This window comes from Paraburkholderia sp. CNPSo 3281 (assembly GCF_024206515.1).
Lineage (GTDB): Bacteria > Pseudomonadota > Gammaproteobacteria > Burkholderiales > Burkholderiaceae > Paraburkholderia > Paraburkholderia nodosa.
Genome location: NZ_JAMBPS010000016.1, coordinates 19,458 through 40,419, shown reverse-complemented (window position 1 = coordinate 40,419; position 20,962 = coordinate 19,458). Strand labels below are relative to the sequence as shown.

The following is a 20,962-nucleotide window of genomic DNA, read 5'->3' as shown; positions in this document are numbered from 1 at the left end:
TTTACAATTCGGCACAATTATTACTCACTTTCACGTGTTTCGGGCCCCTCGTAGAAAATTTGCCGATTACGTATCTTTTCCCACAACACATAGCAAGAATTTCCTGGGAATTGCGCCGTGTCCTTGCATCGCCAGCCGTTTTGGTCCAGCGCGGCGAAGGGGCCGACCAAACTAGAGTTCCTTCTCTCAAACGCGCGCAGTGCTTTCCAGTATCCTGCCCTGACCTTGCGGCGTGCCAGGCGCGACGCACGGTCAGCATCGACATGACAAACAACATCAGTGGAGGAAGACATGAACCGAGTCATGGGACGCGCGGCGCGCCATGTCGCGCTTGCGAGTGCACTGCTGTGCGGCGCCCTCGTCGCGCACGCTCAAACCGATACGCCAGTCGGCGTCTGGCAGACCATCGACGACCACACCGGCCAGCCGAAAGCGCTCGTGCAGATCAGCGCCGACGCCAACGGCGATCTGAGCGGCAAGGTCATCAAGGGACTCGGCGCGAATGACCAGCCCGACCGGCGCTGCACGGCCTGCTCCGATTCACGCAAGGATCAGCCGATCCTCGGCATGACGATTATCGACAGCATGAAGAAAACCGGTGAGGGGTACGACGGCGGCCACATTCTCGACCCTGAGAACGGCAAGGTGTACCGCTGCAAGATGCATACGGAAGACGGCGGCCAGAAACTCGTCGTGCGCGGCTATATGGGCATTTCGCTGCTTGGCCGCTCGCAGACGTGGGTGCGTCAGCAGTGAGTGGATCGACCTGAGGACCGGTACGCAAACCGGCAAGGGGACCTGAGAGACGAAACCGGCCGAAGCGCACGCATGAGCTGCTTCGGCCGGACTTCGTAAGCGCCGGTATTACGCCGTGTGGCGATACACGGAGCGATAGTTCAAAGGCTGCGATTGCGCGGACGCGCTCGCCACCGACACGAACAGCGAATTGCGCGGCGTGTTGCGCGCCGCTTCCTGCTTGCGCGCGGCTTTTTCTGCGCGGCTCACGTGTTTGCGCATACGCGTTTCGATGGTGCCGCACAACCTCACGCCGTCTTCGCCGAACAACTCGCCCATCACGCACTTGAGCGCGCCGTTGTAATGCCAGGTCTTGAAGCGCCGATGGCAGGTTTGATACGAAGGGTAGCGGCGCGGCATGGCCGACCAGTTCGCCCCGCTGTACATGACCCACAGCACGCCGTTGAGCACCGAGCGCGTATTGGCGAGCGGCCGGCCGCGCAACTCGGTGCGCGGGCGCAGTTCGGGCAGGAGCGGCATCACGCGCTGCCATTCTTCGTCGGTAATATCGCGATGCGGGGTCATGGAGGGTCCTTTGTCAGAGGGTGTGCTGACAAACGATATCCACTCGCCCCCGCCGCCCAAATCAGACGAGTCCGAATCTTGAAAAAGGTGCCGCCGCGCTATTTTGAGACTGGTTTGGCACCTGCGTGGCACCACGCTTGACCGGTGCGTCGCCGCAGATGCGCCCACGGCCCGCGCTTGCGGTGCGGGCGCCGCGCGCTCAAGTCAGCGCCGTATCGACGATGCGGCGCGGCGTTTCGAGATATTCCCTGGACTGCATTTCGACGATGCGCGACACCGTGCGCGTGAACTCGTTGGCCATCGGGCCTTCCACGTAGAGTTCCTCGGGCGGCACCGCGGCCGACATCAGCAGCTTGACCTTGTGGTCGTAGAACACGTCGATGAGCCAGGTGAAGCGGCGTGCTTCGGACTGCATACGAGGCGTCATCTGCGGCACGTCGGAAAGGATCACAGCGTGAAAGCGGCTCGCCAGCTCCAGATAGTCGTTCTGCGAGCGCGGACCGCCGCACAGCGTCGCGAAATCGAACCACACCACGCCGTCGGCCTTGCGCAGCGCCTTCAGTTCGCGCTTCTCGATGCGCAGCAGCGGGCTTTCGTCGGGGACGGCGGCAAGCTCCGCGAACGAGTGGCGCAACGCCTTGTCGGCGGCCGCGCCGAGCGGCGTATGATAGACCTCGACCTGCGCGAGCGTGCGCTGGCGATAGTCGACGCCCGCGTCGACGTTGAGCACGTCGAGCTTGCTCTTGATCAACTCGATCGCAGGCAGCATGCGGTCGCGATGCAGGCCATCGGGATACAGCAGATCGGGATCGTAGTTGGACGTCATCACGAACTGCACGCCGTTCTCGAACAGGCGGTCGAGCAGACGGTAGAGGATCATCGCGTCGGCGATGTCCGAGACGTGGAATTCGTCGAAGCAGATCAGGCGATAACGCTTCGCAATGCGGCGCGCGAGTTCGTCGAGCGGATCGGCCTGGCCCTTGAGCTCTTCGAGCTCACGGTGCACCTCGCGCATGAATTCGTGAAAGTGCAGACGCGTCTTGCGCTGCAGCGGCACGACGGCATAGAAGCTGTCCATCAGGAAGCTCTTGCCGCGCCCAACCCCGCCCCACATGTACACGCCGCGCGGCAGGTCGGGGTGAATGAGAAACTTCTTGAACGCGTTCGAACGCCGCGACTTGTACGCCGCCCACTCGTCGTAGCACCGCTGCAGCCGGTCGATCGCGGCGCGTTGCGCCGTATCGGGCTTGTATCCCCGCTTCTGCAGTTCGTTTTCGTAGTATTCGGTGACGTTCATTTTCTGGGCCGCAAATGAGGAAAGGCGGGAGAGCAAAAGCCCACCCGCCTCCGTACGTGATGCTGGGTACTGCGGGGCAGCGCGGCCAAAAAGTCGGCCGCCCTGCCCTTGGCGCTTACATGTTGAGCGCGCGCTTGTCAGTGGCGAGTGCAGCTTCGCGCATGACTTCGGACAGCGACGGGTGCGGATGGCAGATGCGGCCGATGTCTTCGGCGGCAGCCTTGAATTCCATCGCCACCACGGCTTCCGCGACCAGGTCCGATGCGTTGGCCGAGATGATGTGCACGCCGAGCAGCTCGTCGGTCTTGGCGTCGGCGATCATCTTCACGAAGCCGTCCGACTTGTTGATGCCCAGTGCGCGGCCATTCGCCATGAACGGGAACTGGCCCGTCTTGATGTCGCGGCCTTCTGCCTTGAGCTGCTGCTCCGTCTTGCCGACCCATGCAATTTCCGGCTCGGTGTAGATCACCCACGGAATGCAGTTGTAGTCGATGTGCGGCTTCTGGCCGTCGATGATCTCGGCCACCAGCACGCCTTCGTCTTCGGCCTTGTGCGCGAGCATCGGGCCACGCACCACGTCGCCGATCGCGTACACATTCGGCACGCTCGTTGCGCAGTGGTCGTCCACGTCGATGAAACCACGCTCGTTGGCCTTCAGGCCAATCGCTTCGAGACCGAGGTTGTCGGTGTTCGGCACGCGGCCAACCGACACGATCAGGCGGTCGGCTTCGAGCACCTGCGCGTTGCCGTCCTTGTCCGTGTAGTTGATCGTGACGCTCTTGTCGGTCGTCGTCACTTCGCCGACCTTCACGCCAACGTGAATGTCGAGGCCTTGCTTCTTGAAGAGCTTGGCGGCTTCCTTCGCGAGCGCCTGGTCGGTCGCGCCGAGGAATTCCGGCAGCGCTTCGAGGATCGTCACGTCGGCACCGAGACGGCGCCACACCGAGCCCAGCTCCAGACCGATCACGCCTGCGCCGATCACGGCCAGCTTCTTCGGCACGGAGTCGAACGTGAGCGCGCCTTCGTTGTCGGAGACGATCTTGTTGTCGACCGGAATACCCGGCAGATGGCGCGCCTTCGAACCCGTCGCGATGATGACGTTCTTCGCCGTGACGACTTCGGTTTCGCCTTCGCCGCTCACTTCGATCTGCACGCCGGCGTCGGTCTTGCCGGTGAACTTGCCGTGGCCCTTGAGCCACGTGATCTTGTTCTTGCGGAACAGGAACTCGATACCCTTCGTCATCTTCTCGACGATGCCTTCCTTGCGCTCGATCATCTTCGCGACGTCGATCTTCACCTCGCCCACGCTGATGCCGTGGTCAACGAGATGATGCGCGGCGTTTTCGAACTCTTCCGACGAGGCGAGCAACGCCTTCGACGGAATGCAGCCGACGTTCAGGCAGGTGCCGCCGAGCTTCAGCGTGCCGGCCGGATTCTTCCACTTTTCGATGCACGCAACCGACTTGCCGAGCTGCGCGGCGCGGATTGCCGCGATATAGCCGCCGGGGCCGGCGCCGATCACGACGACGTCAAATTCTTTGGACATGACTATCCTTTTGATGGCGAGCCAGCGCGGCCGCGTTTCGCGGCGCGCGTGGCTTCAGTACTGCGGAAATGCGAGAGACTTGCTGCCTAAGTTGACATCGCGTCGCGACGGCGGCGCCCGGTTTCAAGCCGCACGCTGCCGTCGCGCGTCTTGCAATTACAGGTCGAGCAGCAGACGAGCCGGATCTTCCAGCGCGTCCTTCATCGCGACCAGCGACAGGACGGCTTCGCGGCCGTCGATGATGCGGTGGTCGTACGACATCGCGAGGTAGTTCATCGGGCGGATCACGATCTGGCCGTTCTCCACCACGGCGCGTTCCTTGGTGGCGTGCACGCCGAGGATCGCCGACTGCGGCGGGTTGATGATCGGCGTCGAGAGCATCGAGCCGAACACACCACCGTTCGAGATCGAGAACGTGCCACCCGTCATTTCTTCGATCGAAAGCTTGCCGTCCTTGGCCTTCTGGCCGAATTCGGCGATCTTCTTCTCGATGTCGGCGAGGCTCATCTGGTCTGCGTTGCGCAGGATGGGCACCACCAGACCGCGCGGCGAGCCGACCGCGATACCGATGTCGAAGTAGCCGTGGTAGACGATGTCGTTGCCGTCGATCGACGCGTTCACGAGCGGGAACTTCTTGAGGGCGTGAACCGCGGCCTTCACGAAGAACGACATGAAGCCGAGCTTCACGCCGTGTTCCTTCTCGAACTTGTCCTTGTACTTGTTGCGCAGATCCATGACCGGCGCCATGTTCACTTCGTTGAACGTCGTGAGGATGGCGTTGGTTTGCTGCGACTCGAGCAGACGCTCTGCGATACGCGCACGCAGACGCGACATCGGCACGCGCTGCTCCGGACGGTCGTTGAGCCAGTTCGTCGCCGACGCCGGTGCGCTGACTTGCGGCAGCGACGGCTTGGCGGCAGCCGGCTTGCCAGCCGGTGCTGCAGCCGGAGCGGCCTTCGGTGCGCCAGCACCGAGCACGTCCTGCTTCGTGATGCGGCCGTCACGGCCCGTGCCGGCGACGTCGCCGCCTGCGAGACCCTTCTCTGCCATCAGTTTCGAAGCTGCGGGCGAGGCAACCGTGCTGCTTGCCGTCGTTGCGGCGGCAGCAGCAGCCGGTGCAGCTGCGGGAGCTGCGGCAGCCGCCGGAGCGGCAGCGGCTGCGGGGGCCGCAGCGGCGCCAGCCTTGGCTTCCGTGTCGATCTTCGCGATCAACTGTTCGCTCTCGACGGTTGCGCCGTCGCCCACCAGGATCTCGGCCAGCACGCCGGCTGCCGGCGCGGGCACTTCGAGCACGACCTTATCGGTTTCGATCTCGATGACGACTTCGTCCTGGGCAACCGCTTCGCCCGCCTTCTTCTTCCACTGCAGCATCGTGCCTTCCGACACCGACTCCGAAAACTGCGGGACCTTCACTTCTACGATAGCCATGTGATTTTCCTGAATACTTTATCGGGGACATCCCCGTATGACGAACCGGTCGCGCACATGAGCGCGGGAAAGCGCGACGCTTTCCCGGTTCGGTTGCTCTAGTGCTTACTTCGCGACCTGCGCGCCCTTCAGGCGGCCGAATGCACCTTCGATCAGCGCCTTCTGCTGCTCGTAGTGCTTCGCGTAGTAGCCAACAGCCGGCGAGGCGGAAGCAGGACGGCCGCTGTACGCGAGCTTCATGCCTTCCTTCATGCCTTCCTTCAGGTGGTGCTCGATGTAGAACCACGGGCCTTGATTCTGCGGCTCGTCCTGCACCCAGACCACTTCGGTCGCGTTGTCGTACTTCTTCAGCTCCGCTTCGAATTGCTTGTGAGCAAACGGATAGAGCTGTTCGATACGGATGATCGCGACGTCGTTCGCCTTCGCTTCGCGGCGATGCGCGACGAGGTCGAAGTACACGCGGCCCGAGCAGGCGACCACGCGCTTGACCTTCTTCGCGTCGATGGCTTCGTCCACTTCGCCGATGACCGGCTGGAACGTGCCCTTCGCGAGTTCGGACAGATCCGACACGGCTTCCTTGTGACGCAGCAGCGACTTCGGCGTGAAGATGATGAGCGGCTTGCGGAACAGGCGGATCATCTGGCGGCGCAGCACGTGGAAAATCTGGGCCGGCGTGGTCGGCTGAACGACCTGCATGTTGTGCTCGGCGCACAGCTGCAGGAAACGTTCGATACGCGCCGACGAGTGCTCCGGACCCTGGCCTTCGTAGCCGTGCGGCAGCAGCATCGTGAGACCCGAAACACGGCCCCACTTCACTTCGCCCGACGAGATGAACTGGTCGATCACGACCTGCGCACCGTTGACGAAGTCGCCGAACTGGCCTTCCCACGCGACGAGCGTGTTCGGCTCGGCGGTCGAGTAGCCGTATTCGAAGCCCAGCACTGCCTCTTCCGAGAGCACCGAGTCGATCACCGTGAACTGCGCCTGGTTCTCGCCGATGTTCTGCAGCGGCACGTACGTGCCGTCGTCCCAGCGCTCGCGGTTCTGATCGTGCAGAACGGCGTGGCGGTGCGTGAACGTACCGCGGCCCGAGTCCTGGCCCGTCAGGCGAACTGCGTAGCCCGACGCGCACAGCGACGCGAACGCGAGGTGCTCGCCCATGCCCCAGTCGAGCTTCGCTTCGCCCTTGCCCATCGCGCGGCGGTCGTTGATGACGCGCTCGACCAGCGGGTGAACCTTGAAGTTCTCCGGGATCGTGGTGATGCGCTCAGCGAGGCGCTTCAGTTCTGCCAGCGGCACAGCCGTATCGGCGGCGTCGGTCCACTTGCGGTTCAGGAACGGAACCCAGTCCACCGCGTACTTGCTCTTGTAGTTCGAGAGCACCGGGTCGACCGTGTGGTGGCCTTCGTCCATCGCGGCGCGGTAGGCCTTGACGTAGTTGTCTGCGTCTTCAGCCGTGATGACGCCCTGCTGCACGAGCTTCTCGGCGTACAGCGCACGGGTGCCCGGGTGCTTCGCGATCGTCTTGTACATCAGCGGCTGCGTGACAGCCGGGGTGTCCTGCTCGTTGTGGCCGAGCTTGCGGAAGCAGATGATGTCGACGACGACATCCTTGTGGAACTGCATACGGAAATCGACCGCGAGCTGGATAGCCAGCACGACCGCTTCCGGATCGTCGCCATTCACGTGCAGCACCGGCGCTTCGATCATCTTGACCACGTCGGTACAGTAGAGCGTCGAACGCGCATCGCGCGGGTCGGACGTCGTGAAACCGATCTGGTTGTTGATGACGATGTGCAGCGTGCCGTGCGTGCCGTAACCGCGCGTTTGCGCGAGGTTCAGCGTTTCCATCACGACGCCCTGGCCTGCGAAAGCCGCGTCGCCGTGGATCTGCACCGGCAGCACCTGCAGGCCGTCCGCGTCGCCGCGTCGGTCCATACGGGCCTTGGCCGAACCTTCAACCACCGGGTTGACGATTTCGAGGTGCGACGGGTTGAACGCGAGCGACAGGTGAACCGGACCGCCTTCGGTCGAGACGTCCGACGAGAAGCCCTTGTGGTACTTCACGTCACCTGCCGGCAGGTCGTCGACGTGCTTGCCTTCGAATTCGGCGAAGAGGTCAGCCGGCATCTTGCCCAGCGTGTTGACCAGCACGTTCAGACGGCCACGGTGAGCCATGCCGATGACGATTTCCTGCACGCCCTTCGCGCCTGCGTGACGGACGGTTTCGTCCATCGCGGCGATGAAGGACTCGCCGCCTTCGAGCGAGAAGCGCTTCTGGCCGACGTACTTGGTGTGCAGGAAGCGCTCGAGACCTTCGGAGGCCGTCAGGCGCTGCAGGATGTGTTTCTTCTTGTCGTTCGAGAAGTTCGGCGTCGAGCGGATCGACTCGAGACGCTCCTTCCACCAGCGCTTCTGTTCAGGATCGCTGATGTACATGTACTCGGCGCCGAGCGTACCGCAGTACGTATCGCGCAGCGCCTTGACGATCTCGCGCAGCGTCGCGCGCTCGAACCCGAAATAGAGGTTCGTGGCGCTGAACGTCTGGTCCATGTCGGCTTCGGTGAAGTCGTAGAACGCAGGCTCGAGTTCGGGAATGTTCGGACGTTCGCGGCGCTTGAGCGGATCGAGATTAGCCCATTGCGAGCCCAGGAATCGATAAGCACCAATCAGGGACTGAACGTAGACTTGCTTGCGTGCCGTGGCGAGATCTTCGCCCCCGCCGCGCGCAACAAATGCGTTGGCCTTCGCGCGTTGAGCGAAGGATTCGACGATCGGCCCGTGGGCGATGTCGTTGTCGGTCGTGCCACTCGACGACGGCACGTTTTGCAGTGCGTCGAAGTATTCACGCCAGGTGTCCGGAACGGACGCAGGGTTGTCAAGATATGCTTCGTATAGCTCTTCGACATACGGAGCATTGCCGCCGAACAAATAGGAGTTCAGCTGGAATTGCTTCATCGTTTCCGACATTTACGCTCACCTTTCTTCGAGTTTCTCGAGAAATAGCGGGTTACTCAACCTTCCGCGCCACGGCCTGACCGTTTAGCGGATTGCGAATCAAGTCTGCTTGGAAGGACCTAAATCATGCATCCGCGGAGTATAGCGCATATGCGCATCTCGCCACAGGATGCAATGCGACCGAACATCACGCGCAAACCCTTTTTATATGGGCTTTTGCGGCGTTCGCAATGCTCTCTTCCTGCACCGCAATGCAATCCCCGCCAGACGCAAAAAAGCCGCCCGTAAAGCGGCGGCTTTCCTGTATTTCTGTTTGCATTGCAGTGCGGAAAAAAGCGGTGACTGCAAATTACTCGGCAGCGCCTTCGCGGCTCGCGCGGCGACGCTCATGCTCTTTGAGGTGACGCTTGCGCAGACGGATCGACTGCGGCGTGACTTCCACGAGTTCGTCGTCGTCGATGAATTCCACTGCGTATTCGAGCGACATCTGGATCGGCGGCACGAGGCGCACGGCTTCGTCGGTGCCCGAGGCGCGCACGTTGGTGAGCTGCTTGCCCTTGATCGGGTTCACGACGAGGTCGTTGTCGCGGCTGTGAATGCCGATGATCATGCCTTCGTACAGCGCGTCGCCCGGCTTCACGAACATGCGGCCGCGGTCCTGCAGCTTCCACAGTGCGTAGGCGACAGCAGCGCCGTCGTCCTGCGAGATCAGCACGCCGTTGCGGCGCTCGCCGAGCGTGCCTTCCTTGATCGGGCCGTAGGCGTCGAACACGTGGCTCATGAGACCCGTGCCGCGCGTGAGCGTCATGAACTCGCCCTGGAAGCCAATCAGGCCACGAGCCGGAATACGATACTCGAGACGCGTGCGGCCGCGGCTGTCCGACGCCATGTCGAGCATTTCGCCCTTGCGGCGGCCCAGTTCTTCCATCACGCCGCCCTGGTGGGCGTCTTCGACGTCCACGGTCAGCATTTCGTACGGCTCCTGCTTCACGCCGTCGACTTCGTGCAACACCACGCGCGGACGCGACACGGCCAGCTCGTAGCCTTCGCGGCGCATGTTTTCGATCAGGATCGTGAGGTGCAGTTCGCCACGGCCCGACACTTCGAACGTGGTTTCGTCGCCGGTGTCCTTCACGCGCAGCGCGACGTTGTGGTTCAGCTCCTTCGTGAGACGGTCGCGGATCTGGCGGCTCGTCACGAACTTGCCTTCGCGGCCGGCGAGCGGCGACGAGTTCACGAGGAAGTTCATCGTGAGCGTCGGCTCGTCCACCGTGATCATCGGCAGGGCTTCGGGGGTGTCGACCGCGCAGATCGTCGCGCCGATGCCGATGTCTTCGATGCCGTTGATCAGCACGATGTCGCCGGCTTCAGCCGATTCGACCTGCACGCGCTCGAGGCCGCTGAACGACAGCACCTGGTTGATCTTGCGGTTCATCACCTCGCCGTCCGGACCGAAGCGCAGCGCCACCGGCTGACCCGGCTTGATGCGGCCGCGCTTGATACGGCCCACGCCGATACGGCCGACGTAGGTCGAATAGTCGAGCGACGTGATCTGCAGCTGGAGCGGACCTTCCGGATCGGCGTCGCGCACCGGCACGTGTTCGAGGATCGCCTCGAACAGGGGACGCATGTCGCCTTCGCGCGCGTCAGCGGAGAGCGACGCGTAGCCGTTCAGGCCCGAGGCGTACACCACCGGGAAGTCGAGCTGCTCTTCGGTCGCGCCGAGCTTGTCGAACAGGTCGAAGGTCTGGTTGATCACCCAGTCGATACGGGCGCCCGGACGGTCGATCTTGTTGACGACGACGATCGGCTTCAGGCCGAGCGCGAGCGCCTTCTTGGTGACGAAGCGCGTTTGCGGCATCGGGCCTTCCACGGCGTCGACGAGCAGCAGCACCGAGTCGACCATCGAGAGCACGCGCTCCACTTCGCCGCCGAAGTCGGCGTGGCCCGGGGTGTCGACGATGTTGATGTGGGTGCCTTCGTACTCGACCGCGCAGTTCTTCGCGAGAATCGTGATCCCGCGCTCTTTTTCGATGTCGTTCGAGTCCATGACGCGTTCGGCGATCTGCTGGTTGTCGCGGAAGGTGCCGGACTGGCGCAGCAGTTGGTCGACGAGCGTGGTCTTGCCGTGGTCGACGTGGGCAATGATGGCGATGTTGCGAAGAGCGCGGGACATAGGAACCTGGGTACAGTTGAGTGCGCCGCGCATGCCTGCTGGCAGGCCCGGCGAGGGCGCGCGGCCGCCGCTTCGATCCGCCCCGGTTTACTGCCGGCGGGTCAATTCAGCATCGCTGCGATGACGCACTTTTGGGAACCTGAAATTGTAGCACGCGCAGATGAATTGATCTTGCGTATATAAGGGGGCACCCTGGATCGGGGTGGCCGGCGTCGCAACGGCGCAACGCGGGCAAAGATGTAACGGGTGCCGCGGCGCGCCGTCCACGCCGCATTTTCTCATGCCCATGGGGCCGGATTCAGCCCCTACTCTGCAAAGGTTTCTCGGCAAAGGCAGAATAAACCTTGCCGCGTCAACTAACCGCCCCTATAATCCCTGCCTGGTCAACCATTGCAGTCGCAGCAGAATCATGACGGATTTGACTCCCACGCCCCCGCCCGAAGTCCGCGACTACGACCTCGGCGAAAGCGTCGGCTACCTGATCTCGCGGGTGAAATCGACCATGTCGAACATGGTCACCCAGCGCGCCGTTGCCGAACTCGGCGTCACGAGCCAGCAGGCCAGCATCCTCTTCATGGTGGCGACCGGCAAATGCACACTCGCGGCCGAACTCGCCCGCGAGTACGGCATCGACGCGAGCGCCGTCACACGCCTCGTCGACCGGCTGGAGAAGCGCGGGCTCCTGAAGCGCGTGCGCAGCTCCGAAGACCGCCGCGCGGTACGCCTCGCGCTCACACCCGAGGGCCTTGCCATCGCCGCGCGCATGCCAGCGATTTTCCGCAGCGTCACGGAGCATCTCTCCGCCGGACTCACGCCTGAGGAAGTCGGCTTCCTGAAGAGCATGTTGCGGCGGATTCTTTCGAATAGCTGCGAAGCTAGCCAGAGTTCGAACCCGAATCCGTCCGAGAATTGATGACGGGGCAAGCAAATTTGAAATTGCCGAACAAGAAAATAGCTGCATCGTCCAGTATCACCACACACTCTCACGCATCGAGACGAGCAATGAAATCCCAAACCGAGTTTGCGCCTGTTCCGGCCGTGCGGGCACTGTCCTGCCGGGCGGCGGTCGCCGCCGCGGTCGCGGCGCTCGCCCTTGCGGGTTGCGCGAACTACATCGGCATCAAGAGCGACAAGACCATCGATCAGCCGCAGCAGTTCGAAAGCTCGCAGAGCATTCCGGCGCAAGGCGGCCAGTGGCCGACGCTCGACTGGGCGAACCAGTTCGGCGACCCGCAGTTGCCGAAGCTGATCGATGAGGCGCTCGAAGGCAGCCCGAGCATCGCTCAAGCGCAGGCGCGCATTGCCAAGGCGTCGTCGTACATCGAAACCTCGCGCTCGGCGCTCTTCCCGAAGGCCAACCTGAGCTATTCGTGGACCCGCGAGCTGTACTCGGCCAACGCCCTTTTTCCGCCCCCGTACGGCGGCACCTGGTATAGCGAGAACAACGTGCTCGCCAGCGCCTCGTGGGATCTGGACCTCTGGGGCAAGAACCGCCAGCGCCTCGCGCAAGCCGTTTCCGCACAACGTGCCGCCGAGGCGGACATGCAGCAGGCGCGCGTCGCGCTCGCCTCTTCGGTTGCGCGCACGTACAACCAGCTCGCCCAGCTCTACGAGCTGCGCGACATCGCCGTGCACGAGATCGACAACCGCAAGACCATCGGCACGATCACGAACGGCCGCGTGGTGGCGGGCCTCGACACCAACGTCGAGAAACAGACCGCGAACGGCAACATCGCGACGAGCCAGGCGAACCTCTCGCAGATCGACGGCCAGATCGAATCCGTGCGCTATCAGCTCGGCGCGCTGCTCGGCAAGGGCCCCGACCGTGGCCTGCAAATCGCGCAACCGGTGCTCAACCCGGTCGCCAACGTCGCCCTGCCTGACAATCTGCCCGCCGACCTGCTCGCGCGCCGCCCCGACATCGTCGCCGCGCGCTGGCAGGTGGAAGCCGCGATGCACGACGTAAAGGAAGCCAAGGCCGAGTTCTATCCCGACGTGAACCTCGCGGCCGGCTTCGGCTTCGACGCGTTCGGCTGGGGCAAATTCCTGAACTTCACGAGCCGCCAGGCGAACATCGGGCCGGCCGTGCATTTGCCGCTCTTCGACGCGGGCGCGTTGCGTGCGCAGTTGAAGGGCCGCTACGCCGACTTCGAGCTCGACGTGGCGAACTACAACCAGACGCTCATCGGCGCGTTCCAGGACGTGGCGACCAACGTATCGACGATCCGCTCGGCGGACAAGCAGCTCGTGGACGCCGATCGTGCGCTCGACGCGTCGACCAAGGCCTGGCAGCTCGCGGTGATCCGCTACAAGGCGGGGCTCTCCGAGCAGCTTCAGGTGCTCAACGCCGACCAGAACCGCCTAGCCGCGGAGCAGACGGTGTCGAACCTGAAGGCGCAGCGCCGCGACCAGCAGATGGCGCTCATCAAGTCGCTTGGCGGCGGCTTTGAAGCGCAAGGCGCGGGTCTCACGCCGCCCGCCGAAGTCGGCAGCGAAGCGCGGGGCCAGAGCGACGTGAACGGTGCCCCGTGGCGCGGTACGCGCTCGCCGCAGAACGCGGCGGCAGCGACGAACGCGGCCAACGCTACGCCTGCGTCGAATTGAGCGCCGAGCAGCACACGAACATCAAAAACTGAACGAACAGCACGCAAGCATCCGGAGATCCTTCCATGAGCACCCCCCAGCAGCCGGCGGCCAATCCGCAGCCGAACGCGAACAGCGGCAAGCGCAAGCGCATGATGACGCTGCTTGTCCTCGTGATCGTGATTGCAGCCGTTGCCTACGGCCTGTACTACTTCCTCGTCGCGCGCTTTACCGAAAGCACGGACGACGCCTATGTGAACGGCAACGTCGTGCAGATCACGCCGCAGGTCACCGGCACCGTGATCGCACTGAAAGCGGACGACACGCAAACCGTGAACGTCGGCGACCCGCTCGTGCTGCTCGATCCGGCCGACGCGCGCGTCACGCTCGAGCAAACCGAAGCGCAGCTCGCGCAGACGGTGCGTCAAGTGCGCGGCCTGTTCGCCGACGACAGCCAGTACGAAGCGCAAGTTGCGCAGCGTCAGTCCGACCTCTCGCGTGCGCAGGACGACCTGCGTCGCCGTATGCAGGTCGCGCAGACGGGCGCCGTCTCGCAGGAAGAGATTTCGCACGCCCGCGACGCCGTGCGCAGCGCCGAAGCCGCACTCGAAGCCGCGCAGCAGCAGCTCGCCGCGAACCGCGCGTTGACCGCGAACACGACCATCGCCAATCACCCGAACGTCGAGGCCGCCGCAGCCAAGGTGCGCGACGCCTATCTCGCGAACGCGCGCAACACGCTGCCAGCGCCCGTTACCGGCTACGTGGCCAAGCGCTCGGTGCAGGTGGGCCAGCGCGTCTCGCCGGGCAATCCGCTGATGTCGGTGGTGCCGCTGAGCTCGCTGTGGGTCGACGCCAACTTCAAGGAAGTGCAGCTCAAGCACATGCGCATCGGCCAGCCGGTCGAGATGACAGCCGACGTGTATGGCTCGTCGGTCGTCTACCACGGCAAGGTGGTGGGCTTCTCGGCGGGCACGGGCTCGGCCTTCTCGCTGCTGCCTGCGCAGAACGCGACGGGTAACTGGATCAAGGTGGTGCAGCGCCTGCCGGTGCGTATCTCGCTCGATCCCGAAGACCTGCAGAAGCACCCGCTGCGTATCGGCCTCTCGATGCAAGTGGACGTGAGCATCCGCAACGATTCGGGCACGCAGCTCGGCAATGCGCAGAACACCGTCTACGAGACCGATGTGTTCGCCAAGTACGGCGCAGAAGCCGATGCGGAAATCGCGCGCATCATCGCCGAAAACGCCGGTCCGAATGCGCACAAGGCCGCTAGTAACAACGCCAGCAGCGCGACCAGCAACACAGCCGCCAAGGCGCAGGTGTCGTCCGCTCACGCGGCGAAGCCGGGCGCGTAAGGCTGATCGAAGCCCTGATAAAAGCACTCGCAAGCGCCGGCGCGGGCTGATCCTCAGCCCGCGCCGCTTTGCTTCGTGTTGCCTCAAACAGGTCAACAAGAAAGGACGCAATGGCAGCAGCACAACAACCCGTCGCGCATCCGCCGCTACAGGGCGCGCAACTCGTGATCGGCACCATCGCGGTGTCGCTCGCGGTGTTCATGAACGTGCTCGACACCTCGATCGCGAACGTGTCGATCCCGTCGATCTCGGGCGACCTCGGCGTGTCGTCCGACCAGGGCACGTGGGTCATCACCTCGTTCGCGGTGGCCAACGCGATTTCGGTGCCGCTCACGGGCTGGCTCACCGACCGCATCGGCCAGGTGCGCCTCTTCATGGCGTCGATCATCCTGTTCGTGATCTCATCGTGGATGTGCGGCCTCGCGCCCACGCTGCCCATTCTGCTCGCCTCGCGCGTGCTGCAAGGCGCCGTGGCCGGCCCGATGATCCCGCTTTCGCAAACGCTGCTGCTCGCGAGCTATCCGCGCGCGAAGGCGCCCATGGCGCTCTCGATGTGGTCGATGACCACACTGATCGCGCCGGTAGCCGGCCCGATTCTTGGCGGCTGGATCTCGGACAACATTTCGTGGCCGTGGATTTTCTACGTGAACATCCCCGTTGGCATTATCGCGGCGCTCGCCACGTGGATGATCTTCCGCAATCGTGATTCGGTCGTGAAGAAGGCGCCGATCGACGGCGTGGGTCTTGCGCTCCTCATCATCTGGGTGGGCTCGCTGCAGGTGATGCTCGACAAGGGCAAGGATCTCGACTGGTTTTCGTCCACCACGGTTGTCGTGCTCGCGCTCACCGCAGTGATCGCATTCGCGTTCTTCGTGGTGTGGGAGCTGACTGCCGCTCATCCGGTTGTGGACCTGTCGCTCTTCGCGCGGCGCAATTTCACGGGCGGCACGATCGCGCTTTCGGTGGGCTACGGGCTGTATTTCGGCAATCTCGTGCTGCTGCCCCTGTGGCTGCAAACCACGCTCGGCTACACCGCAACGGACGCGGGCCTCGTGATGGCGCCGGTGGGCTTCTTCGCCATCCTGCTCTCACCCATCACGGGCAAGATCTTGCCGCGCACCGACCCGCGCTATATCGCGACGACAGCCTTCATTGTGTTCGCACTATGCTTCTGGATGCGCTCGCAATACACGACCGGCGTGGACACGTGGGCGCTCACGCTGCCTACGCTCATTCAGGGCATCGGCATGGCGGGTCTGTTCATTCCACTCGTGTCCATCACACTATCGGGGCTGCCGGGCAGCCGTATCCCCGCGGCGTCCGGCCTGTCGAACTTCGTGCGGATCATGTGCGGCGGTATCGGCACGTCGATCTTCGAGACGGCGTGGGATCACCGCACGACGTTTCACCACGCGCGCCTGAACGAAGTGGCCACGCCGACCAACCCGGTCTTCAACCAGTCGATGCAGCAATTCCAGGGCGCGGGTCTCGATCCTTCGCAGGCGCATGGGCTCTTCGACCGGATGCTCTCGCAGCAGGCCGCGCAGCTCGGTGTGAACGACCTGTTCTGGATTTCCTCGATGATCTTCATCGTGCTGATCGCGCTCATCTGGATCACGCGGCCCGAGCGTGCCGGCGGTGCGGACGCGGGTGCAGCGGCTTCGGCAGCGCACTGAAGTTGATGCGTTAGCGCTTGCGGGTGCCCATAGCAAAACGGCACGTCCGGTTGTTCACCGGCGTGCCGTTTTTGTTTTTGCGCTCCTGGCGCGGTGCGAGTACGCTCAGGCCGCGCCGCTGACCACTAGCCGCTCCGGCGCAAGCACGCCGTTCGCGGCCTTCGCGACGCCGAGCAAGCGCCCATCTTCCGCGTACACGCGCACGCGCTCGGCCGCTTCGCAAATCGCGCGATCGAGCAGCAGCTCGTTGAGCGGCAAGCGCTGGCCATGCGTGAAGCGGCGCGCCGCTTCCGCGTCGAGCGTGACGGCGGGGAACGTGGAGAGCAGCGCATCGACGGGGCGCAGCCAGGTGTCGCGCTCGGGCTCGTCGGCGGCCGTGAGTGCGTCGAGCGTCACCGCATGCTCGAGCGTGAGCGCCCCCACACCCGTACGCCGCAGCATCACGAGATGCGCGCCGCAGCCAAGCGCCTCGCCGATATCTTCGGCAAGCGTGCGGACGTACGTGCCCTTGCTGCAGGTCACGCGAAACGTCACCTCGGGAACCTCGGGAAGCGCACAGGCGATCATCTCCAGCGCAAGGATCTTCACCTCGCGCCCCTCGCGCTCGACCGTCTGGCCCGCACGCGCATATTCATAGAGCGGCTTGCCGTCGCGCTTGAGCGCCGAATACATCGGCGGTACCTGCACGATGTCGCCGAGGAAGCGCGTCATCGCCTCACGCACGGCGGCTTCGTCGCAGCTGACCTCGCGCGTTTCGATCGCCTCGCCTTCGGCGTCGCCGGTGGCCGTGCGAATGCCGAGGCGCATGGTCGCCTCATAGGTCTTGTCGGCTTCGAGCAGATCCTGCGAAAACTTGGTCGCCTCGCCAAAGCACAGCGGCAGCAGGCCCGACGCGAGCGGATCGAGCGTGCCAGTGTGGCCGGCCTTCTTCACGCGGTACAGACGCTTCGCACGAATCAACGCGTCGTTGCTGGACAGGCCAACGGGCTTGTCCAGCAGCAGCACGCCGTCGAGCAGGCGACGCGGGACTTTCGGTCGCGCCCCGCCCTGATTCTGTTTCGATGATGCAGTCATTTCCCGCGTCAGTCGTCCTTCGCGCGCGTGGCGTTCGCCTCGTCGATCAGGCGCGACATCTCGACACCCTTCTCGACCGACTGGTCATAGTGAAAATGCAGCGTCGGCACCGTGTGAATATGCAGGCGCTTGAAGAGTTGGTTGTGCAGATGGCCTGCGGCGTGATTGAGCGCTTCCTGCGTGGTCTTCGGGTCGCCCGTGAGGGTCGTGAAGTAGACCTTGGCGTGTGCGTAGTCGGGTGTGAGTTCGACGCTCTGGATCGTCACGAGCCCGATTCGCGGGTCCTTCACTTCGCGCATCAGCTCAGACAGATCGCGCTGGATCTGATCCGCGATCTGCACGTTGCGATTCGGGGAAGTACGTTTTTTCGGCATGATGGTTCCACCTCTTTATCTGCGAGGCATTCAGGCGGCGTTGCGTCCATGCAGGGGCAAACGGCCGCGCAAAAAACAAAACGGGCGGGGCTGGCCAGCGCCTGCCCCGCCCGTTATCGGCAAACCCGCGGCAAACCCGCGGCCAAGCGGGCGACCCTGAAGGTCTGCCCGCGGGCGCCGCTGTATTACAGCGTACGCGCGACTTCGGTGATCTCGAACACTTCGAACTGGTCGCCTTCGACGATGTCGCTGAAGTTCTTGATCGACATACCGCACTCGAAGCCTTGCTTGACTTCCTTGACGTCGTCCTTGAAGCGCTTGAGTGAGTCGAGTTCGCCGGTATGGATGACCACGTTGTTGCGGATCACGCGCACCGACGACGAACGCTTGACGAAACCGTCCGTGACCATACAACCCGCAATCAGGCCGACCTTCGGCACGCGAATCACCTGACGCACCTCGGCCATGCCCGTGACCGTCTCGCGCTTCTCCGGCGCCAGCATGCCCGACATCGCCGCCTTCACCTCATCCACTGCGTCATAGATGATGTTGTAGTAGCGGATGTCGATGCCATTCGCCTCGGCAACCTTACGCGCCTGCGCATCTGCACGCGTATTGAAGCCGATGATGACCGCCTTCGAAGCCGTTGCCAGGTTGACGTCCGACTCGCTGATCGCACCGACCGCGCTGTGCACGATCTGCACGCGCACTTCGCTGGTCGACAGTTTGAGCAGCGATTGCACCAGCGCTTCCTGCGAACCCTGCACGTCCGCCTTGACGATGAGCGGCAGGTTCTGCACTTCGCCTTCGCCCATCTGCTCGAGCATGTTTTCGAGCTTCGCGGCCTGCTGCTTCGCCAGCTTGACGTCGCGGAACTTGCCTTGACGGAACATGGCGATTTCACGCGCCTTGCGATCGTCCGGCAGCACGATGACTTCTTCGCCCGCGCCCGGCACTTCCGACAGACCCTGGATCTCGACCGGAATCGACGGGCCCGCTTCCTTCGTGGGCTTGCCGGTTTCGTCGAGCATCGCGCGCACGCGGCCGTAGGCGCTGCCAGCGAGCACGACGTCGCCACGGTTCAGGGTGCCGGACTGGACGAGGATCGTTGCAACCGGACCCTTACCCTTGTCGAGCTTCGCTTCGATCACGAGACCCTTGGCCGGCGCTGTGACCGGTGCAGTCAGTTCCAGCACTTCGGCCTGCAGCAGCACGTTTTCGAGCAGATCGTCGATGCCCGCGCCGGTTTTCGCCGACACCGGCACGAACGGCGAGTCGCCGCCGTACTCTTCCGGCACGACGCCTTCTGCGACGAGCTCCTGCTTCACGCGCTCGAGGTTCGCGTCCGGCTTGTCGATCTTGTTGATCGCCACGACGAGCGGCACACCCGCAGCCTTGGCGTGCGAGATCGCTTCCTTCGTTTGCGGCATCACGCCGTCGTCGGCTGCGACCACCAGAATAACGATGTCGGTTGCCTTCGCACCGCGAGCACGCATGGCCGTAAAGGCCTCGTGACCCGGCGTGTCGAGGAACGTGATGACGCCACGCGGCGTTTCGACGTGGTAAGCGCCGATGTGCTGCGTAATGCCGCCCGCTTCGCCCGCGGCAACCTTGGCGCGGCGGATGTAGTCGAGCAGCGACGTCTTGCCGTGGTCGACGTGACCCATGACCGTGACGACCGGCGGACGCGGCAGCTGCTCGGCGTCCGTAGCCGTGCCCTGACCTTCGACCAGCAGCGCTTCCGGATCGTCGAGCTTCGCGGCAACCGCACGGTGGCCGAGTTCCTCGACGATGATCATCGCCGTTTCCTGGTCGAGCATCTGGTTGATGGTGACCATCTGGCCCATCTTCATCATCACCTTGATGACTTCCGATGCCTTCACGGACATCTTGTGCGCGAGGTCGGCCACCGTGATGGTTTCCGGCACGTGCACTTCACGCACGATCGGCTCGGTCGGCGCCTGGAACGTCGAAGCGTCCTGGTGACGGCCACGGCCCTTCGGGCCGCCGCGCCAGCCGCGGTCCACGCCGCCCGACGAGTCGCCGCGCGTCTTGATGCCACGGCGCTTGGCCGCGTCGTCCTGCCAGCCGCCCTTGCCTGCGCCCGGCTTCTTGTTGCGGTCGCCCGCGCCGGCACCCGGCGCGCTCGTCGAAGGCGCGGCCGTCGTGGCCGGCTTCTTCGCCGCGGCGCCTGCACCGGCCGGACGGGCCGGAGCACCTTCCGGACGGGCCGGCTTGTGCAGCGTGCCCTTGGCTTCGGCGGGCTTGGCCGGCGGCTCGACGGGCTTGGGCGGCTCGGGCGCCTTCACCTGCGCCTTGCGCGGCGTGTTCATCATTTCGCGGATCGCGCGCGCTTCGGCTTCGGCAGCCGCACGGCGGCGGGCGATCTCGTCCTGTTCCTTCTGCGCCTTTTCGGCGGCTTCGCGTGCGGCGGCTTCGGCCTTCTGGGCCGCTTCGCGCTGCGCGGCGCGCTCGGCTGCGGCGCGCTGTTCTTCTTGCTGATCCTGCGCTTGCTTCACTTCTTTCGCTTCCGCTTCGGCATTGCGCTGCGCAGCCACGGCCTGAGCGGCCAGCTCGCGAGCGGCGGCATCGGCCGAAGCCTTCTTCTTTGCAGCTTCTTCTTCGGCACGGCGGCGCTCGGCCTCGGCGGCCTCTTCGCGCGAACGGCGCTCCGACTCTTCACGCGCGAGCAGTTCCTGGCGCTCCTTGAGCTCCAGGGCCTGACGCTCGAGCAGTTCTGCCTCGCGGCGCGCTTCTTCCTCGCGGCGCTGCAGCTCCGCCTCTTCGGCGGCAGCGGCTGCGTCGGCTGCATGATTCGATGCATCCGCTTCACCGGCGGACTCGTCGCGGCGGACGAACGTGCGCTTCTTGCGCACCTCGACCTGAATGGTGCGTGCCTTACCCGTCGAATCGGACTGCTTGATCTCCGACGTATGCCGTTTCGTCAGCGTGATCTTGCGCTTGTCTGCATCAGTCGAGCCGTGAGACTTGCGCAAGTGATCGAGCAGACGCGCCTTGTCGGTCTCCGACAAGGCATCGCTCTCGCTCGCTTTCGTGACGCCCGCCGCCTGCAGCTGCTCGAGCAGCACGCCGGCAGGCATCTTCAGTTCCGCGGCAAATTGGGCTACGTTGTTACTCGCCATTCATTCCTCTTAATGCAAGGACCGATTCCTTG

General features: G+C 64.0%; 15 protein-coding genes. 5 read left to right on the top strand and 10 right to left on the bottom strand.

Going from position 1 to position 20,962, the window contains the following annotated elements; all coding sequences use genetic code 11:
• Positions 1-20: 20 nt before the first annotated feature.
• Positions 21-293, bottom strand: coding sequence for a hypothetical protein (locus M3I56_RS41645; protein ID WP_375541741.1), 273 nt, complete (start codon positions 291-293; stop codon positions 21-23).
• Between M3I56_RS41645 and M3I56_RS17810 the strand changes: the two genes are divergently transcribed.
• Positions 292-756 (top strand): DUF2147 domain-containing protein, encoded by a 465-nt coding sequence (locus tag M3I56_RS17810; protein ID WP_254355113.1) that lies wholly within the window; start codon positions 292-294, stop codon positions 754-756. The genes M3I56_RS41645 and M3I56_RS17810 overlap by 2 nt on opposite strands.
• A gap of 108 nt (positions 757-864) precedes the next feature.
• On the opposite strand, the gene M3I56_RS17805 is transcribed toward M3I56_RS17810, so the two are convergent.
• The 6 genes from M3I56_RS17805 to typA form a co-directional block, all read right to left on the bottom strand.
• Positions 865-1,320 (bottom strand): transposase, encoded by a 456-nt coding sequence (locus M3I56_RS17805; RefSeq protein WP_254355112.1) that lies wholly within the window; start codon positions 1,318-1,320, stop codon positions 865-867.
• 199 nt (positions 1,321-1,519) lie between these two features.
• Positions 1,520-2,617, bottom strand: a complete 1,098-nt coding sequence (gene zapE, locus M3I56_RS17800; RefSeq protein ID WP_254355111.1) for a cell division protein ZapE — start codon at positions 2,615-2,617, stop codon at positions 1,520-1,522.
• 115 nt (positions 2,618-2,732) lie between these two features.
• Entirely contained in the window at positions 2,733-4,163 is a 1,431-nt protein-coding gene (lpdA, locus tag M3I56_RS17795; RefSeq protein WP_254355110.1) for a dihydrolipoyl dehydrogenase, read from the bottom strand.
• Positions 4,164-4,319: 156 nt separating this feature from the next.
• Positions 4,320-5,591 carry a 2-oxoglutarate dehydrogenase complex dihydrolipoyllysine-residue succinyltransferase gene (odhB, locus tag M3I56_RS17790; RefSeq protein WP_028204823.1) on the bottom strand — a complete coding sequence of 424 codons (1,272 nt, stop codon included), beginning with the start codon at positions 5,589-5,591 and terminating at the stop codon, positions 4,320-4,322.
• Between the two features lie 105 nt (positions 5,592-5,696).
• Positions 5,697-8,561, bottom strand: coding sequence for a 2-oxoglutarate dehydrogenase E1 component (locus M3I56_RS17785; RefSeq protein ID WP_254355109.1), 2,865 nt, complete (start codon positions 8,559-8,561; stop codon positions 5,697-5,699).
• A gap of 337 nt (positions 8,562-8,898) precedes the next feature.
• Positions 8,899-10,725: a translational GTPase TypA gene (gene typA, locus M3I56_RS17780; RefSeq protein WP_254355108.1), complete on the bottom strand. Its 1,827-nt coding sequence runs from the start codon at positions 10,723-10,725 to the stop codon at positions 8,899-8,901.
• 409 nt (positions 10,726-11,134) lie between these two features.
• On the opposite strand from typA, the gene M3I56_RS17775 reads away from it, so the two are divergent.
• The 4 genes from M3I56_RS17775 to M3I56_RS17760 all read left to right on the top strand — a co-directional run bounded on the left by M3I56_RS17775 (position 11,135) and on the right by M3I56_RS17760 (position 16,339).
• The gene (locus tag M3I56_RS17775; protein WP_254355107.1) at positions 11,135-11,638 is read left to right on the top strand and encodes a MarR family winged helix-turn-helix transcriptional regulator; all 504 of its coding nucleotides are present in this window, start codon (positions 11,135-11,137) and stop codon (positions 11,636-11,638) included.
• Positions 11,639-11,727: 89 nt separating this feature from the next.
• On the top strand, positions 11,728-13,329 hold the full coding sequence (locus M3I56_RS17770; RefSeq protein ID WP_254355106.1) for an efflux transporter outer membrane subunit: 1,602 nt from the start codon (positions 11,728-11,730) through the stop codon (positions 13,327-13,329).
• Positions 13,330-13,394: 65 nt separating this feature from the next.
• Positions 13,395-14,663, top strand: coding sequence for an EmrA/EmrK family multidrug efflux transporter periplasmic adaptor subunit (locus M3I56_RS17765; RefSeq protein WP_254355105.1), 1,269 nt, complete (start codon positions 13,395-13,397; stop codon positions 14,661-14,663).
• 110 nt (positions 14,664-14,773) lie between these two features.
• A complete protein-coding gene (locus M3I56_RS17760; RefSeq protein WP_254355104.1) occupies positions 14,774-16,339 on the top strand; it encodes a DHA2 family efflux MFS transporter permease subunit in 1,566 nt (521 codons plus the stop codon).
• Between the two features lie 105 nt (positions 16,340-16,444).
• On the opposite strand, the gene truB is transcribed toward M3I56_RS17760, so the two are convergent.
• The 3 genes from truB to infB all read right to left on the bottom strand — a co-directional run bounded on the left by truB (position 16,445) and on the right by infB (position 20,930).
• The gene (gene truB / locus M3I56_RS17755) at positions 16,445-17,413 is read right to left on the bottom strand and encodes a tRNA pseudouridine(55) synthase TruB (protein WP_254355103.1); all 969 of its coding nucleotides are present in this window, start codon (positions 17,411-17,413) and stop codon (positions 16,445-16,447) included.
• 8 nt (positions 17,414-17,421) lie between these two features.
• Positions 17,422-17,787, bottom strand: a complete 366-nt coding sequence (gene rbfA / locus M3I56_RS17750) for a 30S ribosome-binding factor RbfA (RefSeq protein WP_042272510.1) — start codon at positions 17,785-17,787, stop codon at positions 17,422-17,424.
• 185 nt (positions 17,788-17,972) lie between these two features.
• A complete protein-coding gene (gene infB, locus M3I56_RS17745) occupies positions 17,973-20,930 on the bottom strand; it encodes a translation initiation factor IF-2 (RefSeq protein ID WP_254355102.1) in 2,958 nt (985 codons plus the stop codon).
• Positions 20,931-20,962 lie beyond the last annotated feature (32 nt).

Excerpts from the sequence above, each read along its gene's own strand:
- M3I56_RS17810 (WP_254355113.1), top strand. The coding sequence starts at position 292 with ATGAACCGAGTCATGGGACGCGCGGCGCGCCATGTCGCGCTTGCGAGT.
- M3I56_RS41645 (WP_375541741.1), bottom strand. The coding sequence starts at position 293 with ATGTCTTCCTCCACTGATGTTGTTTGTCATGTCGATGCTGACCGTGCG.
- M3I56_RS17805 (WP_254355112.1), bottom strand. The coding sequence starts at position 1,320 with ATGACCCCGCATCGCGATATTACCGACGAAGAATGGCAGCGCGTGATG.
- zapE (WP_254355111.1), bottom strand. The coding sequence starts at position 2,617 with ATGAACGTCACCGAATACTACGAAAACGAACTGCAGAAGCGGGGATAC.
- lpdA (WP_254355110.1), bottom strand. The coding sequence starts at position 4,163 with ATGTCCAAAGAATTTGACGTCGTCGTGATCGGCGCCGGCCCCGGCGGC.
- odhB (WP_028204823.1), bottom strand. The coding sequence starts at position 5,591 with ATGGCTATCGTAGAAGTGAAGGTCCCGCAGTTTTCGGAGTCGGTGTCG.
- M3I56_RS17785 (WP_254355109.1), bottom strand. The coding sequence starts at position 8,561 with ATGTCGGAAACGATGAAGCAATTCCAGCTGAACTCCTATTTGTTCGGC.
- typA (WP_254355108.1), bottom strand. The coding sequence starts at position 10,725 with ATGTCCCGCGCTCTTCGCAACATCGCCATCATTGCCCACGTCGACCAC.
- M3I56_RS17775 (WP_254355107.1), top strand. The coding sequence starts at position 11,135 with ATGACGGATTTGACTCCCACGCCCCCGCCCGAAGTCCGCGACTACGAC.
- M3I56_RS17770 (WP_254355106.1), top strand. The coding sequence starts at position 11,728 with ATGAAATCCCAAACCGAGTTTGCGCCTGTTCCGGCCGTGCGGGCACTG.
- M3I56_RS17765 (WP_254355105.1), top strand. The coding sequence starts at position 13,395 with ATGAGCACCCCCCAGCAGCCGGCGGCCAATCCGCAGCCGAACGCGAAC.
- M3I56_RS17760 (WP_254355104.1), top strand. The coding sequence starts at position 14,774 with ATGGCAGCAGCACAACAACCCGTCGCGCATCCGCCGCTACAGGGCGCG.
- truB (WP_254355103.1), bottom strand. The coding sequence starts at position 17,413 with ATGACTGCATCATCGAAACAGAATCAGGGCGGGGCGCGACCGAAAGTC.
- rbfA (WP_042272510.1), bottom strand. The coding sequence starts at position 17,787 with ATGCCGAAAAAACGTACTTCCCCGAATCGCAACGTGCAGATCGCGGAT.
- infB (WP_254355102.1), bottom strand. The coding sequence starts at position 20,930 with ATGGCGAGTAACAACGTAGCCCAATTTGCCGCGGAACTGAAGATGCCT.